The organism is Pseudomonas sp. W15Feb34 (genome assembly GCF_023127765.1).
Classification (GTDB): domain Bacteria; phylum Pseudomonadota; class Gammaproteobacteria; order Pseudomonadales; family Pseudomonadaceae; genus Aquipseudomonas; species Aquipseudomonas synxantha_A.
In genome coordinates, this window is sequence record NZ_SPKN01000029.1 from 85,329 (window position 1) to 99,913 (window position 14,585).

Genomic DNA, 14,585 nt, shown 5'->3' on the forward strand with positions numbered 1-14,585 from the left:
TTAATCGAGCAGGGAAATGGCAGTCGGCGCATCGTTGCCGACCAGGGCCAGGTCTTCGAATTCGTTGACGGCGTTGATCTCGGTGCCCATGGAAATATTGGTCACTCGCTCCAGAATAATCTCAACGATCACCGGCACTTTGAATTCTTCGATCATTTCCTGAGCCTTGCGCAGGGCCGGTTGGATCTGGCCCGGCTCGAACACACGCAGCGCCTTGCAGCCCAGGCCCTCGGCGACGGCCACATGGTCGACGCCATAACCGTTGAGTTCCGGGGCGTTGAGGTTGTCGAAAGACAGCTGCACGCAGTAGTCCATTTCAAAGCCGCGCTGGGCCTGGCGGATCAGCCCCAGGTAAGAGTTGTTCACTACCACGTGGATGTACGGCAGCTTGAACTGCGCGCCCACCGCCAGTTCTTCGATCATGAACTGGAAGTCGTAGTCGCCTGACAGCGCCACCACCTTGCGGCTCGGGTCGGCCTTGACCACGCCGAGTGCCGCCGGAATGGTCCAGCCCAGCGGGCCCGCCTGGCCGCAGTTGATCCAGTGGCGTGGCTTGTACACATGTAAAAACTGCGCGCCGGCAATCTGCGACAGGCCGATGGTGCTGACGTAGCAGGTGTCTTTGCCGAACACCTGGTTCATCTCTTCGTACACGCGTTGCGGCTTGACCGGCACGTTGTCGAAGTGCGTCTTGCGGTGCAGCGTGGCTTTGCGTTGCTGGCAGTCATGCAACCAGGCGCTGCGATCCTTGAGCTTGCCGGCGGCTTTCCATTCGCGGGCGACTTCAATGAACATCGTCAGCGCGGAACCGGCGTCGGAGACGATACCCAGGTCCGGGGTGAACACGCGGCCAATCTGCGTCGGCTCGATGTCAACGTGAATGAATCTGCGCCCTTCGGTGTACACCTCCACCGAGCCGGTGTGACGGTTGGCCCAGCGGTTGCCGATACCCAGCACCACGTCCGACTTGAGCATCGTCGCGTTGCCATAACGGTGGGACGTCTGCAGGCCGACCATGCCTACCATCAGCGGGTGGTCATCGGGAATGGTGCCCCAGCCCATCAGGGTCGGAATCACCGGGATGCCGGTCAACTCAGCGAACTCCACCAGCAACTCGCTGGCGTCGGCGTTGATCACGCCACCACCGCTCACCAGCAATGGGCGTTCAGCCTGGTCCAGCATCGCCAGGGCTTTCTCGACCTGGATACGGGTGGCCAAGGGCTTGGCCAGGGGCAGTGGCTGGTAGGCGTCGATGTCGAATTCGATCTCGGCCATTTGTACGTCGAACGGCAAGTCGATCAGTACCGGGCCTGGGCGCCCGGAACGCATTTCATAGAAAGCCTTCTGGAACGCGTAGGGCACCTGGCCGGGTTCGAGCACGGTGGTGGCCCACTTGGTCACGGGCTTGACGATGCTGGTGATATCGACGGCCTGGAAGTCTTCCTTGTGCATCCGTGCACGTGGCGCTTGCCCGGTGATGCACAGGATCGGAATCGAGTCGGCCGAGGCGCTGTACAGGCCGGTGACCATGTCAGTGCCCGCCGGGCCCGAAGTGCCGATGCACACGCCGATATTGCCGGCCTTGGTGCGGGTATAGCCCTCGGCCATGTGCGAGGCGCCTTCAACGTGGCGAGCAAGGACGTGATCGATGCCACCCACCTTCTGCAAGGCTGAATACAGCGGGTTGATCGCGGCGCCCGGGATACCGAAGGCGGTATCCACACCTTCACGGCGCATCACCAGGACAGCGGCTTCGATTGCTCTCATTTTGCTCATGGTTTTGGTGCCTCTTGCTTTTTGTAATTGTATACAAGTGGTGTCTGTCCAAAGTGTATTCACGGCGGACGGCGCAGGTCAATGCATTTTATGAAACGGCCTTTGCGTTCGTCGGAACGGCTTTTTTCGACGTATGGAGCCTTTGTTTGAAAATATTGTATACAAAAACAAATGTCATTGTGTTCTATTTATTCGATCGAGCATCTGATCAAACAGAACTCCACCGCTTTCCAATAACAAAAGAAGGACGGCACCATGAGCGCTTTAACCTTGAAACTCGCCACCCAGTTGGCCGGCCATGCTATCGCCGCAGGCCGCACGATTTCTGCAGCGCCGCTGACCATCGCGGTACTCGATAGCGGGGGGCACTTGATTACCTTGCAGCGCGAAGACGGCGCCAGCCTGCTGCGCCCGCAAATCGCCATCGGCAAGGCCTGGGGGGCGATTGCCTTGGGCAAGGGCTCACGTTTACTGGCACTGGATGCGCAGCAGCGGCCGGCGTTTATCGCAGCGTTGAACAGCCTGGGGCAGGGCAGTGTGGTGCCGGCGCCGGGCGGGGTGTTGATACGGGATCAGTCGGGGGTGGTGTTGGGGGCGATTGGAATCACCGGGGATACGTCGGATATTGACGAGCAGTGTGCGATCACGGCGATTGAGGGGGTGGGGTTGATGGCGGATGCGGGGGTGTCGGCTTGAGTCGTTCTGACTGTGAGTAAGCTATCGCAGGCAAGCCAGCTCCCACATTGACGGTGTTCACAGATCTAACTGTGTGAGCCCACTCAGTGTGGGAGTTGGCTTGCCTGCGATGCAGTCGACTCGGTCTACAGTCAAACCCAAATGGCATCCCATAGCGGATAGTCGCCAAATTTCTTTACCAACCCGGCCCTGAGTGGATTGGCTACGATGTAACGTGCAATCCCCTCAAGGCTTTCCTCTCGACGCACGGCATGATCATGAAAGCCCGGCTGCCAGAGGCGACCTTGGCGGCCCGCCACCGCATTCACCACTCGGGTGCTCTTGGATTTAACTTGGCGCATCAAGTCGGCAAGCGAACCTTTCTCCAGAGAAACAAGCCAATGGAAATGATCAGGCATCACTACCCAGGCCAATGATGTTGCGAGCCCTTTATATTGAGCGATCCTGAATTGTTGTACGACCAGGCGGCCGAGTTTGAAGTCGCTGAAGATGGGCTCGCGTTCAAGGGTGTTGGTGGTGAGCAGGTAAATGCGGTTGGATTCGTTATAGCGTCCGATGCGCAGGCGATTTGAAGCAGGGAGATCGGGCATTCCTTGGCCTCTCTTCAGATGGTGTTCTGAGAGGCCAGACTGAGGGGCGAAGGCTGATCGGCAGGCTTTTAGCAGGATGTGTCTGGATGGGCGCTATCGCGGGCAAGCCCGCTCCCACAGGGGATTGTGACCACTTTACATTTTGTGTTCGGCGCAAATCCGTGTGGGAGCTGGCTTGCCTGCGATAGCCTCGCCGCGGTCTATCAATCCGGCTCACACCCCTTGAGCACCAGCCGGATAATCGTCTGCGCCGCCGCCTCATAATCGGCTTCATCCAACTTGGCCTTGCCGGTAACGGCTGAGATCTGCCAGTCAAAGTCCGCATAGGTCTGGGTCGCCGCCCAGATGCTGAACATCAGGTGATTAGGGTCGATAGTCGCAATCAACCCACGATCCACCCAGTTCTGGATGCAATCGATATTGTGCTTGGCCTGGGCATTGAGCTGTTCAACCTGCTCGGCGCTCAGGTGTGGGGCGCCGTGCATGATTTCGCTGGCGAACACCTTGGAGGCGAACGGCAGGTCGCGGGAGATGCGAATTTTGGAGCGGATGTAGTTGCTCAATACTTCCTTGGGCTCCCCTTCGGGGTTGAACGGCGTGGAAGCGGCCAGGATCGGCTCGATAATGCTTTCGAGCACCTCGCGGTAGAGGTTGTCCTTGGACTTGAAGTAGTAATAGACGTTGGGCTTGGGCAGCCCGGCCTTGGCGGCGATGTCGCTGGTTTTGGTCGCGGCGAAGCCCTTGTCGGCAAACTCCTCGCTCGCCGCCCGCAGGATTTTTTCTTTGTTGCGCTCGCGAATGCTGCTCATAAACCAGACGTTTCCTTGCCATGACAGGCGGTTGCGCATGGTAGCACCGGCCATCAGCAGGCCTCAACAATCTGGCCGCAAGGCCGTGCGCCGGGCTATGCTCGCGTCATCTCTCTCTAACGGAAGTCCGGTTCATGGCAGGAAGCAGCTTATTGGTATTGATCGACGATATCGCGGCGGTACTCGATGACGTCGCGCTGATGACAAAAATGGCCGCCAAGAAGACATCGGGCGTGCTGGGCGATGACCTTGCACTGAACGCCCAGCAGGTCTCCGGCGTGCGCGCCGAGCGGGAAATCCCGGTGGTGTGGGCGGTGGCCAAGGGCTCGTTTATCAACAAGTTGATCCTGGTGCCGACGGCCCTGTTGATCAGCGCCTTCGCTCCGTGGGCGGTGATACCACTGTTGATGCTCGGCGGCGCCTACCTGTGTTTCGAGGGCTTCGAAAAACTCGCCCACAAATTCCTGCACAGCAAGGCTGAAGATCAAGCCGAACACGCGCAGTTGGCTGAAGCGGTGGCCGACCCGGCAACCGATCTGGTGGCGTTCGAGAAAGACAAGATAAAGGGCGCGATCCGTACCGACTTCATTCTGTCGGCCGAGATCATTGCCATCACCCTCGGCATCGTCGCCGATGCGCAACTGACGCAGCAAGTGATCGTGCTGTCGGGTATCGCCATTGTCATGACCATCGGCGTATATGGATTGGTGGCCGGTATCGTCAAGCTCGACGACCTGGGGCTGTGGCTGACGCAGAAGCCGGGTCAGGTGGCGCGCAGTATTGGCGGCGCGATTCTGAGTGCGGCCCCCTACATGATGAAGAGCCTGTCAGTGATTGGCACGGCGGCGATGTTCATGGTCGGTGGCGGCATCCTCACCCATGGCGTGCCCGTGGTGCATCACTGGATCGAAACGGTAAGCCAAAGCACCGGGGCGCTGGCATGGTTGATGCCGACGTTGCTGAATGCGGTGGCGGGGATTATTGCCGGGGCTGTGGTGCTGGCGGCGGTCAGCATCGTGGGCAAGGGCTGGAAAGCACTCAGGGCATGACGTAGCACGTACAAAAAAGGCCATTCAATCGAATGGCCTTTTTCATGGGGGCGAATTACTCGGCAATCTGCAACTTGCGCGATTCCGTGTAGATATACCGCACCTTTTCATACTCGAACGGCGAGTTCATCTGACCATAGCGAAAGCTGGTCTGGTAGCGCTTGTCCACTGCGCGCAGGGCCCAGACTTCCGGGTGGTTGGAGCTGACTTCGGACACGTTGAGGAAGTTGATCTGCGATTCTGCCGTGTAGTCCACCAGCAAGCCGGTGGTATCACGCAGGTTCGACGGGCCAAAGATCGGCAACACCACATAGGCACCGCCCGGTACGCCGTAGAAGCCCAGGGTCTGGCCGAAGTCTTCACTCTGGCGTGGCAGGCCCATGGCCGTTGCCGGGTCCCACAGGCCGGCGACGCCGATGGTGGTGTTGACCAGCAGGCGCCCGGTGGTTTCCAGGGAGCGATGGCCCTTGAGTTGCAACAGGCTGTTCAACAGATTGGGCACATCGCCCAGGTTGTTGAAGAAGTTGCTCACACCGGTGCGCAGGAAGCTCGGCGTGACGTAGCGGTAGCCATTGACCACCGGCAGGAACACCCATTGGTCGAAGCGGTAGTTGAAGTGGTAAACGCGGCGGTTCCACGACTCCAGCGGGTCGTAGACGTTGAGCGCGGTAAGCGTGGAACGCTCGAATTCACGCTGGTCCAGGCCCGGGTTGAACTTGAGCTTGGTCAGCGGCTCCTTGAAGCCGTCGGCATCGACCTTGATGGGCTCTTGAGCCTTACTGTTGTCGGCATTGGCCACGCCTGCGCACAACATTGCGGCGAGCAGCAGAAGATATTTAGCCACGGAAGAACTCCAGCATGGCGTCGGCGTTGACGCGGTAATTGAGGTTGCCGCAGTGGCCGCCCAGCGGGTAGACGGTCAAGCGATCGCCGAAGGTTTTACGCAGGAAACCCAGATCGCCAGGGCCGAGGATCACGTCATCGGCGTTATGCATTACGGCGATTTTCGGGCTGTCGCGCAGGTAGTCCTTGAGGGCGTACAGGCTGACCTGATCGATCAGTTGCAGCAGGCTGCCGCCGTCGGAGCGGGCGCGCCACATCGGGATCACTTGCTCGGTGAGGTAGCAGTCGAAGTCGCATTGCAGGGCACGCTTGAGGAACGGCGTGAGGCTGGTGCCTTCGGTGATCGGGTATTTAGGCGGAATGATCAGGCCACGGCGGTTGATCAGGTCCGAGGTAAATGCAATGTCGGCAGCCGAGAAGCGGAACGAGGTGCCGATCAACATGGCCATCTGTTCGTTGCTCAGGTGCTGCTTGGACTGCTGGAAGTCATAGAGCAGCGCATCGTTGAGGTCGATGTAGCCTTTTTGCTGGAAGTAGCGGGTCAGTTTGCTCAACACCAGTTCATAGAAAGTGGTGGTGTTGTTGATGCCCTTGACCTCGGTCTGTACCAGCTTGTCGAGGTTGGTGATCGAGGTGTAGAGGTTGACCGGCGGGTTGAGCAGCAGCACTTTCTTGAAATTGAAGGTGCGGCGCGTCTCATCGAGCTTGCTGACGAACGCCGCATCCAGCGCCCCCAGGCTATAGCCGGTGAGGTAGAAGTCGGTGACCGGCAGCGAGGCGTTCTGCGCGCGCACGGCTTGCATCACGCGGTACATGTCTTCGGCGTCTTCCTGGGTGATACCCGGGGTGGCGAAGCGCGAGGCAGCGCTGATGAAGTCGAAGCTGGTGGGCGATGACAACTGCACCACGTGGTAGCCGGCCTGGTAATACAGCTTCTTCAGGTATTCGTTGATGCTGCTGTCGAACCGCGCACCGGTGCCGGCGATCAGGAAGATCAACGGCGCAGCGCGATCTTGCTTGGCAATGCGGTAGGTGAGTTTCTTCACCGGCCAGAAATTGTCCGGCAAGCTGAACTCACGCTCGGGGCGCATATTCAGGGTGTAATCGGATTGGTTGATCTCATCATCGGTCGGCAAGGTTGGCCGAAGGTCGGGAGGCGTGGTGGCGATGGTCGCTTCGAACGGGTTGGTCAAAGGGTAGCCATAGCTGGCCTGGTCGATATCGACGGCCAGTGCTGACGCACTCAAAAATAGGCTGCCCAGCAAGGCAGCACAGCGCAAGGAACGGAGCATGACTTAATCCCTAAGAGGAAACGTGCTGAATGAAATTCGCAGGCTATGACCACCGCGTTGCCACCGAAGTGCCAGGCAGCGGCACGAAAAGTCGGAAAAAACGTCGGAATCGGGGTAATAGTAGCCAGACGATACACTTTGCCATGCATTGTTGAACAGATATCTGCGCGAACACCTTGCTAACGGCCGCGGTGGGATTAAGCTGAGCGCCGTTTTTGCCTATCGGAGTGCCCCATGTCCCGCCGCTTGCCGTTGATTTTGCTGCTTGTTGCTCTGCCGTTATGGCTGGCTGCCAGTTATGCCGCACGTTATGGCTTTATGGAGGATGGGCAGTGGGTCGGCCTCTGCGCAGAGGAGGCCAGCCGCTGGGAGTGCCAGGTGCGTGCGAACCTTGGGTTGATGATTCACTTCAAGGTGCTGGGCTGGGCGGCGTTGATCACCTCGGTGTTGGGCTTTTTTGTACCGGGGCGTGCGGGATGGGCGTTGGCAGTAGTGGGGTTGGTGTTCGGGTTGCCGGCACTGGCGTTGTACAACACGACGTTTGCGGTGTTTGCGGTGGTGATTGCGGGATTGCGGTTGGTCAGGAAGCCTGGCTGCGCCTGATGTGGCCTCATCGCAGGCAAGCCAGCTCCCACAGTTGATTGGGTTCACACATTTCTATCTGTGAGCACGGTCAAATGTGGGAGCTGGCTTGCCTGCGATAGCGATCTTAAGCCTTGCGCACTCGCAAGCAACGCCACAAAGCCGCAACCATCAGCACGCTGACCACAGCCCAACCCCAGGCCTGCTGATTCAACAGCCCTTCGCGGTACAACTGCGGCGCAATGCCGGCACCGATAATGAAGGCCAGCAGCGCAATCTCCCGACGCGGCCCGGTCACCGGGCGCACCAGGTACACCAGGGCTGGCAGCACCAGCGCCGCGCTCGGGAAGCTGCGGTAACGCGGGTCAAACACCAGCGCCAGCATCATCACCGCCCCCGCAAACCCGGCAATCGCCACCAGCCAGCCAGCGCGTTGCTCCAGCCAGTTGAATGCACGCTCGCGCCACCCCTCACGGGCTCCGAGGGCCAGGGCGGCGTGGGCCAGCACCAACAGGTTCAAGACCACCAGCAAGCCTGCCCATACCCATTCATCGTTGAAACGCGCAGTGACGCGGGTCAGTTCGGCCCAGGTGCCGATGGAGCAGGCAGCCACCGCACCGAACAGTGGCAGGAGCACCGCGGAGCGCTTGCTGCGAATGCGGCCACCGAGCGCCAGGGTACCGAGCAGAATCACGGCGCCTACGCCCAGCCACAACGACCAGTACGGCACATTGGTCACCGGCCCTGCGAGGATGCCCTTGTCCTGGCGGTCTGCATCGAACAGCCCCCAATACCCGCCGACGGCACCTTCACTGGCGCGCTTCCAAGGTTGGTCAAACGCTTCGATCAGGTTGTAGCGCCAGCCATTGGCTTCGGCCATGGCGACAAAGCCGCGCATGAACCTGGCTTCATTCACCCGGCTCGGCACGGCAGTCTCGCGCTGACGGCCTTCGCTGGGCCAACCGGTCTCGCCGATCACGATGTCCTTGGGCGCGAACTTGTGGCCGAAGGTCTGGCGTACGTCGCCTACATGCTTGAGCGCCTGGTCGATGCCGGACGGCTCATCTTCCCAGTACGGCAGCAGGTGAATGGTCAGGAAGTCCACCGCCGGCTCGATTTCCGGGTGTTGCAGCCAGAACTCCCACACATCGGCATAGGTGACCGGTTGCTTGATCTGGCTTTTGACTTGATGGATCAGCGCCACCAGTTGCTTGGCCGTGACTTCCTTGCGCAGCAGCGCCTCGTTGCCGACGATCACCGAAGTGACGATATCGGGATTGGTGTTGGCCGCCGCGATCAGTTCGTTGATTTCTTTCTGGGTCGCCACCGGATCACTGCTGACCCAGGCGCCGGCCATGACCTTCAAACCATGCTTGCGCGCCATGTCCGGCAAGGCTTCCAGGCCGGTCATGGAGTAGGTGCGGATGCATTCAAAGCGTGTGGCCAGCAAGGCCAGGTCGGCATCCATGCGTTCGGGACGCAGCTTGAATGGCTGGTCAAACGGCGACTGGTCCTTGTCGAAGGGCGTGTAGGACGCACACTGCAACTTGTGGCTGGCGCTCGCCACATCCGGCAGCACTACCGGCCGGCCGAGGCCATACCAGTAGCCGGCGAGGGCAAGCACACCAAGGATCAAGGCAAGAAAATAGGGCAGGGCAGGAAAGCGGGCAGTCGCAGGCATGGTCGGCTTATCTGGGGGAGCAAAGGCGCGCATCTTACCCGGATTTGGCGCGTGCCAGTGCGGCTGCATAATTTTGACATGCAAACTTCGGGCGGGATTCTGACGATAACTCCTACAAAACGTCCTGCTGGCGATGTGATGTCGTTTCTTGCTCAACCAAGGTCGCCCACAGAGCAGGGCAAAGGCCTACGCAGGTTGATGATAAAACTGTCAGTACTCCACTGATGCCTCAGCAACCGGATCGATGCGCGTGAAGGGGGCGCGGTGCACCGCATAACAACAGGTTGATGTCGCTCGGCATCCGTCGGGCGCAGCACTTTCGGGGAAGTACATATGAAGATGCGACGACTCTTGGGCGCAGCTGCCACGCTGGTAGTTGCGATGGGCTCCACACTGGTCAGTGCCGACAGCAAAACCCTGAGCATCGGTTACGTGGACGGTTGGTCCGACAGCGTTGCCACGACCCATGTGGCGGCGGAAGTGATCAAGCAAAAGCTCGGTTATGACGTGAAACTGCAAGCGGTCGCCACGGGGATCATGTGGCAGGGCGTCGCCACCGGCAAGCTCGATGCCATGCTGTCTGCCTGGCTGCCGGTGACCCATGGTGAATACTGGACCAAGAACAAGGACAAGGTGGTCGACTACGGCCCCAACTTCAAGGATGCAAAAATTGGCTTGATCGTACCGGAGTACGTCAAGGCCAAATCCATCGAAGACCTCAAGACCGACACCACCTTCAAAAACAAGATCGTCGGCATCGACGCCGGTTCAGGCGTGATGCTCAAGACCGACGACGCCATCAAGCAATACGGCCTGGACTACAAACTGCAAGCCAGCTCGGGCGCGGCGATGATCGCCGAACTGACACGTGCCGAAGACAAGCAGGAATCCATTGCGGTAACCGGTTGGGTGCCCCATTGGATGTTCGCCAAGTGGAAACTGCGTTTCCTGGACGACCCAAAAGGGATTTATGGTGCTGCTGAAACCGTCAACAGCATCGGCAGCAAGGGCCTGGAAAAGAAAGCGCCGGAAGTGGCAGCTTTCCTGAAAAAATTCCAGTGGGCCTCCAAGGATGAAATCGGTGAAGTCATGCTCGCTATCCAGGAAGGCGCCAAGCCAGACGCAGCGGCCAAGGATTGGGTGGCCAAGCACCCTGAGCGCGTCGCCGAGTGGACCGCTAAATAAAAGCCACTGATGCACCCCTGTGGGAGGGGGCTTGCTCCCGATAGCGGTAGGTCAGTCACAGATTTTTTGACTGGCACATCGCTATCGGGAGCAAGCCCCCTCCCACATTGGTTTCGCACCGCCTCAAATCTTCCTGCGCTTTGGCCATCCCTCGCTACACTCGATCTACTACTAAGGTCGTCTGGAACCTCTTCCGCAGCCGCATACAGTGGATATGTTCCAAAATAATAAAAAAGCTGTGCTGCGAGGATAAAAACAATGAACGACAGCATTTACCTCTCGATTCAAAACAGCCCGCGTTTCAAGGAGCTGGTCAGGAAAAGGGAAAGGTTCGCCTGGATTCTCTCGGCGATCATGCTAGGGCTTTACTCCGCTTTCATCCTGTTGATTGCCTACGGGCCACAAATACTGGGGGCCAAGATCAGCCCCGGTTCCTCGATTACCTGGGGCATTCCCCTGGGCGTCGGGCTGATTGTGTCTGCCTTCATTCTCACTGGCATCTACGTACGCCGGGCCAACGGCGAATTTGACGACCTGAACAATGCGATTCTCAAGGAGGCTGCGCAATGATCCGGCGTCTATTGGCTATATTCGGCGCTTCGCTGTTTGCTCCGGCCGTCTGGGCGGCGGACGCATTGACCGGTGAAGTGCACAAGCAACCGCTGAACGTCTCGGCCATCGTGATGTTCGTCGCGTTTGTCGGCGCCACCCTGTGCATCACGTATTGGGCGTCCAAGCGCAACAAGTCGGCGGCTGACTACTATGCGGCAGGCGGCAAGATCACCGGTTTCCAGAATGGCTTGGCGATTGCCGGTGACTACATGTCGGCCGCGTCCTTCCTGGGGATTTCCGCGTTGGTGTTCACTTCCGGCTACGATGGCCTGATCTACTCGATCGGCTTTCTGGTGGGCTGGCCGATCATTCTGTTCCTGATCGCCGAGCGCCTGCGTAACCTGGGCAAGTACACCTTTGCCGACGTGGCGTCCTATCGCCTGGGGCAAACTCAGATCCGCAGCCTGTCGGCCTGTGGCTCGCTGGTGGTGGTAGCGTTCTACCTGATCGCGCAGATGGTTGGCGCGGGCAAGTTGATCCAGCTGCTGTTCGGCCTGGACTACCATGTGGCGGTGATCCTGGTCGGCATCCTGATGTGCCTGTACGTGTTGTTCGGCGGCATGTTGGCGACCACCTGGGTGCAGATCATCAAGGCAGTGCTGCTGCTCTCCGGTGCTTCGTTCATGGCGCTGATGGTGATGAAGCACGTCAACTTCGACTTCAACACGCTGTTTGCCGAGGCGATCAAGGTTCACCCTAAAGGTGAAGCGATCATGAGCCCGGGTGGGCTGGTGAAAGACCCGATCTCGGCATTCTCCCTTGGCCTGGCCCTGATGTTCGGTACCGCCGGCCTGCCGCACATCCTGATGCGCTTCTTCACGGTGAGCGATGCCAAGGAAGCACGTAAAAGCGTGCTGTATGCGACCGGCTTCATTGGTTACTTCTACATCCTGACGTTCATCATCGGCTTTGGCGCGATTCTGCTGGTCAGCACCAATCCGGCGTTCAAGGATGCAGCAGGCGCCTTGCTTGGCGGTAACAACATGGCGGCGGTGCACCTGGCTAACGCGGTGGGCGGCAGTATCTTCCTGGGCTTCATCTCGGCTGTGGCCTTCGCCACCATCCTTGCGGTGGTTGCCGGCTTGACCCTGGCCGGCGCTTCAGCGGTGTCCCATGACCTGTATGCCAGCGTGATCAAGAAAGGCAAGGCCAACGAGAAGGATGAAATTCGCGTATCGAAGATCACCACTATCGCCCTGGCGGTGCTGGCGATTGGCTTGGGTATCCTGTTCGAAAGCCAGAACATTGCGTTCATGGTCGGCCTGGCGTTCTCGATTGCCGCCAGCTGTAACTTCCCGGTGTTGCTGCTTTCCATGTACTGGAAAAACCTCACCACCCGTGGCGCCATGATCGGCGGCTGGCTGGGCTTGATCAGTGCCGTGGGCCTGATGATCCTCGGCCCGACCATCTGGGTGTCGATCCTGCACCATGAAAAAGCCATCTTCCCGTACGAGTATCCGGCGCTGTTCTCGATGATCATTGCGTTCATCGGCATCTGGTTCTTCTCCATCACCGACAAATCGGCGGCGGCAGAGAAGGAGCGTGCGCTGTATTTCCCGCAGTTTGTGCGTTCGCAGACTGGCCTGGGGGCGAGTGGGGCGGTTAATCACTAAGTCGTCAGATGCATAAGAGATACCTCGGTCGCAAGGCCGGGGTATTTTTTTGCCTGGGTCTTTTGTGTTGCCTGGGCTGGCCTCATCGCGGGCAAGCCCGGCTCCCACAGGTTGACTGTGTGAACCCGATCGACTGTGGGAGCTGGCTTGCCTGCGATGGCGGTAGATCAGGCCACACAAACAAAAACGGCCTCCGCTAAGGGAGGCCGTTCTCATTACAAGCAAACCGCTAAGTGCTTACTTGCGATCTTCCAGCTTGGTAATGTCACGCGACTCGTAGCCGGTGTACAGCTGGCGTGGGCGGCCAATCTTGTACGGGCTGGAGAGCATTTCTTTCCAGTGGGAAATCCAGCCCACGGTCCGCGCCAGGGCGAAGATCACGGTGAACATGCTGGTTGGAATGCCGATCGCCTTGAGGATGATCCCCGAGTAGAAGTCGACGTTCGGGTACAGCGAGCGCTCGATGAAGTACGGGTCGGTCAGGGCGATCTCTTCCAGGCGCATGGCCAGTTCGAGTTGCGGATCGTTCTTGATGCCCAGTTCCTTCAGCACTTCGTCGCAGGTCTGCTTCATGACGGTCGCGCGAGGGTCGCGGTTCTTGTAGACCCGGTGACCGAAGCCCATCAGCTTGAATGGATCGTTCTTGTCCTTGGCCTTGGCGATGAACGTGTCGATGTTGGATACATCGCCGATTTCATCGAGCATGGTCAATACGGCTTCGTTCGCACCGCCGTGGGCAGGGCCCCACAGTGCGGCGATACCGGCGGCGATACAGGCAAACGGGTTGGCACCCGAAGAGCCGGCCAGGCGGACGGTAGAAGTGGAGGCGTTTTGTTCATGGTCGGCGTGGAGGATGAAGATCCGGTCCATTGCCTTGGCCAGCACCGGGCTGATCGGTTTGATCTCGCACGGGGTGTTGAACATCATGTGCAGGAAGTTTTCCGCGTACGTCAGATCGTTGCGCGGGTACATCATGGGCTGGCCCATGGAGTACTTGTAAACCATTGCGGCCAGGGTCGGCATCTTGGCAACCAGGCGGATCGCGGAAATTTCGCGATGCTCGGCGTTATTGATGTCCAGGGAGTCATGATAGAAGGCCGACAGGGCACCGACCACGCCGCACATGACGGCCATCGGGTGGGCGTCGCGACGAAAGCCGTTGAAGAAGGTCTTCAACTGCTCGTGAACCATGGTGTGGTTCTTCACGGTGCTGACGAACTGGGCCTTTTGCTCGGCTGTTGGCAATTCGCCATTTAGCAGCAGGTAGCAGGTTTCCAGGTAGTCCGACTTTTCAGCCAGTTGTTCGATCGGGTAGCCGCGATGAAGCAGAATGCCATTGTCACCATCGATATAGGTGATCTTCGACTCGCAGGAAGCGGTCGACATGAAGCCTGGGTCGAAAGTAAAACGGCCCGTGGCCGTCAGGCCCCGTACGTCGATAACATCGGGACCAACGGTGCCGGTTAAAATGGGCAGCTCGACGGGGGCTGCGCCCTCGATGATCAACTGCGCTTTTTTGTCAGCCATGTGGCCTCCTATTTATGCTTCAAATCATCAGACAGACCCCCCACGCAGGGCCCGCACCACTATATTGATATAAATCCAGATGTCAATTTGCCTAAAGTCTTGCGCCAGAAGGCTTTAACCGTACTTTTTCGTCGAAATTGCCTGCCATTTACGCCTTTTATCCCGCCAGCGCAATCAGCTATTAGGGTGAGGTGTGCGCGTTGTCATTAGTAACCTAACTGTCTATACTCGGCCACCGACCGCCAAGGGCTTTTGGGCTTGCTTTCATTGGGGGTCGCACTCCCTGGGTGGTGCTTACCTGACCAGTCGCACTCCCCAACAACTTTGCCC

Annotated in this window: 13 protein-coding genes; 6 read left to right on the top strand and 7 right to left on the bottom strand. The window is 58.9% G+C overall.

Annotated features, from left to right (window positions below):
• The gene (gene gcl / locus E4O97_RS14115; RefSeq protein ID WP_032877099.1) at positions 1–1,776 is read right to left on the bottom strand and encodes a glyoxylate carboligase; all 1,776 of its coding nucleotides are present in this window, start codon (positions 1,774–1,776) and stop codon (positions 1–3) included.
• Positions 1,777–2,031: 255 nt separating this feature from the next.
• Here gcl and E4O97_RS14120 point away from each other — a divergent pair, with 255 nt between their 5' ends.
• On the top strand, positions 2,032–2,472 hold the full coding sequence (locus E4O97_RS14120) for a heme-binding protein (RefSeq protein WP_032877098.1): 441 nt from the start codon (positions 2,032–2,034) through the stop codon (positions 2,470–2,472).
• Between the two features lie 131 nt (positions 2,473–2,603).
• Here the strand turns inward: E4O97_RS14120 and E4O97_RS14125 are convergent, their stop codons facing one another.
• Positions 2,604–3,062, bottom strand: a complete 459-nt coding sequence (locus E4O97_RS14125; RefSeq protein ID WP_032877097.1) for a transposase — start codon at positions 3,060–3,062, stop codon at positions 2,604–2,606.
• 203 nt (positions 3,063–3,265) lie between these two features.
• Positions 3,266–3,871 carry a TetR/AcrR family transcriptional regulator gene (locus tag E4O97_RS14130; RefSeq protein WP_148852281.1) on the bottom strand — a complete coding sequence of 202 codons (606 nt, stop codon included), beginning with the start codon at positions 3,869–3,871 and terminating at the stop codon, positions 3,266–3,268.
• Between the two features lie 134 nt (positions 3,872–4,005).
• Here E4O97_RS14130 and E4O97_RS14135 point away from each other — a divergent pair, with 134 nt between their 5' ends.
• Positions 4,006–4,920: a DUF808 domain-containing protein gene (locus tag E4O97_RS14135; RefSeq protein ID WP_078820720.1), complete on the top strand. Its 915-nt coding sequence runs from the start codon at positions 4,006–4,008 to the stop codon at positions 4,918–4,920.
• 55 nt (positions 4,921–4,975) lie between these two features.
• Here the strand turns inward: E4O97_RS14135 and E4O97_RS14140 are convergent, their stop codons facing one another.
• Together E4O97_RS14140 and E4O97_RS14145 are read right to left on the bottom strand one after the other, a co-directional pair.
• A complete protein-coding gene (locus tag E4O97_RS14140) occupies positions 4,976–5,764 on the bottom strand; it encodes a VacJ family lipoprotein (RefSeq protein ID WP_103735077.1) in 789 nt (262 codons plus the stop codon).
• Positions 5,757–7,055 carry a serine/threonine protein kinase gene (locus E4O97_RS14145; RefSeq protein ID WP_122733748.1) on the bottom strand — a complete coding sequence of 433 codons (1,299 nt, stop codon included), beginning with the start codon at positions 7,053–7,055 and terminating at the stop codon, positions 5,757–5,759. Before E4O97_RS14145 ends, E4O97_RS14140 begins: the two co-directional genes overlap by 8 nt.
• 234 nt (positions 7,056–7,289) lie before the next feature.
• Here E4O97_RS14145 and E4O97_RS14150 point away from each other — a divergent pair, with 234 nt between their 5' ends.
• Positions 7,290–7,658 carry a hypothetical protein gene (locus E4O97_RS14150; RefSeq protein ID WP_148852278.1) on the top strand — a complete coding sequence of 123 codons (369 nt, stop codon included), beginning with the start codon at positions 7,290–7,292 and terminating at the stop codon, positions 7,656–7,658.
• A gap of 106 nt (positions 7,659–7,764) precedes the next feature.
• Here E4O97_RS14150 and E4O97_RS14155 read toward each other — a convergent pair whose 3' ends face one another.
• Positions 7,765–9,318, bottom strand: a complete 1,554-nt coding sequence (locus tag E4O97_RS14155) for a glycosyl hydrolase family 17 protein (RefSeq protein ID WP_248161552.1) — start codon at positions 9,316–9,318, stop codon at positions 7,765–7,767.
• A gap of 333 nt (positions 9,319–9,651) precedes the next feature.
• Between E4O97_RS14155 and E4O97_RS14160 the strand changes: the two genes are divergently transcribed.
• The 3 genes from E4O97_RS14160 to E4O97_RS14170 all read left to right on the top strand — a co-directional run bounded on the left by E4O97_RS14160 (position 9,652) and on the right by E4O97_RS14170 (position 12,728).
• Positions 9,652–10,503 carry a glycine betaine ABC transporter substrate-binding protein gene (locus E4O97_RS14160; RefSeq protein WP_032877092.1) on the top strand — a complete coding sequence of 284 codons (852 nt, stop codon included), beginning with the start codon at positions 9,652–9,654 and terminating at the stop codon, positions 10,501–10,503.
• Positions 10,504–10,761: 258 nt separating this feature from the next.
• Entirely contained in the window at positions 10,762–11,073 is a 312-nt protein-coding gene (locus E4O97_RS14165; RefSeq protein WP_005786564.1) for a DUF485 domain-containing protein, read from the top strand.
• On the top strand, positions 11,070–12,728 hold the full coding sequence (locus E4O97_RS14170; RefSeq protein WP_005786566.1) for a cation acetate symporter: 1,659 nt from the start codon (positions 11,070–11,072) through the stop codon (positions 12,726–12,728). The genes E4O97_RS14165 and E4O97_RS14170 overlap by 4 nt, the downstream gene beginning before the upstream one ends.
• 237 nt (positions 12,729–12,965) lie before the next feature.
• Here E4O97_RS14170 and gltA read toward each other — a convergent pair whose 3' ends face one another.
• Entirely contained in the window at positions 12,966–14,255 is a 1,290-nt protein-coding gene (gltA, locus tag E4O97_RS14175; protein ID WP_005786568.1) for a citrate synthase, read from the bottom strand.
• Between the last annotated feature and the right edge of the window lie 330 nt (positions 14,256–14,585).

Bases quoted from the DNA above. Each gene is read 5' to 3' on its own strand.
- gcl (WP_032877099.1), bottom strand. From the start codon at position 1,776: ATGAGCAAAATGAGAGCAATCGAAGCCGCTGTCCTGGTGATGCGCCGT.
- E4O97_RS14120 (WP_032877098.1), top strand. From the start codon at position 2,032: ATGAGCGCTTTAACCTTGAAACTCGCCACCCAGTTGGCCGGCCATGCT.
- E4O97_RS14125 (WP_032877097.1), bottom strand. From the start codon at position 3,062: ATGCCCGATCTCCCTGCTTCAAATCGCCTGCGCATCGGACGCTATAAC.
- E4O97_RS14130 (WP_148852281.1), bottom strand. From the start codon at position 3,871: ATGAGCAGCATTCGCGAGCGCAACAAAGAAAAAATCCTGCGGGCGGCG.
- E4O97_RS14135 (WP_078820720.1), top strand. From the start codon at position 4,006: ATGGCAGGAAGCAGCTTATTGGTATTGATCGACGATATCGCGGCGGTA.
- E4O97_RS14145 (WP_122733748.1), bottom strand. From the start codon at position 7,055: ATGCTCCGTTCCTTGCGCTGTGCTGCCTTGCTGGGCAGCCTATTTTTG.
- E4O97_RS14150 (WP_148852278.1), top strand. From the start codon at position 7,290: ATGTCCCGCCGCTTGCCGTTGATTTTGCTGCTTGTTGCTCTGCCGTTA.
- E4O97_RS14155 (WP_248161552.1), bottom strand. From the start codon at position 9,318: ATGCCTGCGACTGCCCGCTTTCCTGCCCTGCCCTATTTTCTTGCCTTG.
- E4O97_RS14160 (WP_032877092.1), top strand. From the start codon at position 9,652: ATGAAGATGCGACGACTCTTGGGCGCAGCTGCCACGCTGGTAGTTGCG.
- E4O97_RS14165 (WP_005786564.1), top strand. From the start codon at position 10,762: ATGAACGACAGCATTTACCTCTCGATTCAAAACAGCCCGCGTTTCAAG.
- E4O97_RS14170 (WP_005786566.1), top strand. From the start codon at position 11,070: ATGATCCGGCGTCTATTGGCTATATTCGGCGCTTCGCTGTTTGCTCCG.
- gltA (WP_005786568.1), bottom strand. From the start codon at position 14,255: ATGGCTGACAAAAAAGCGCAGTTGATCATCGAGGGCGCAGCCCCCGTC.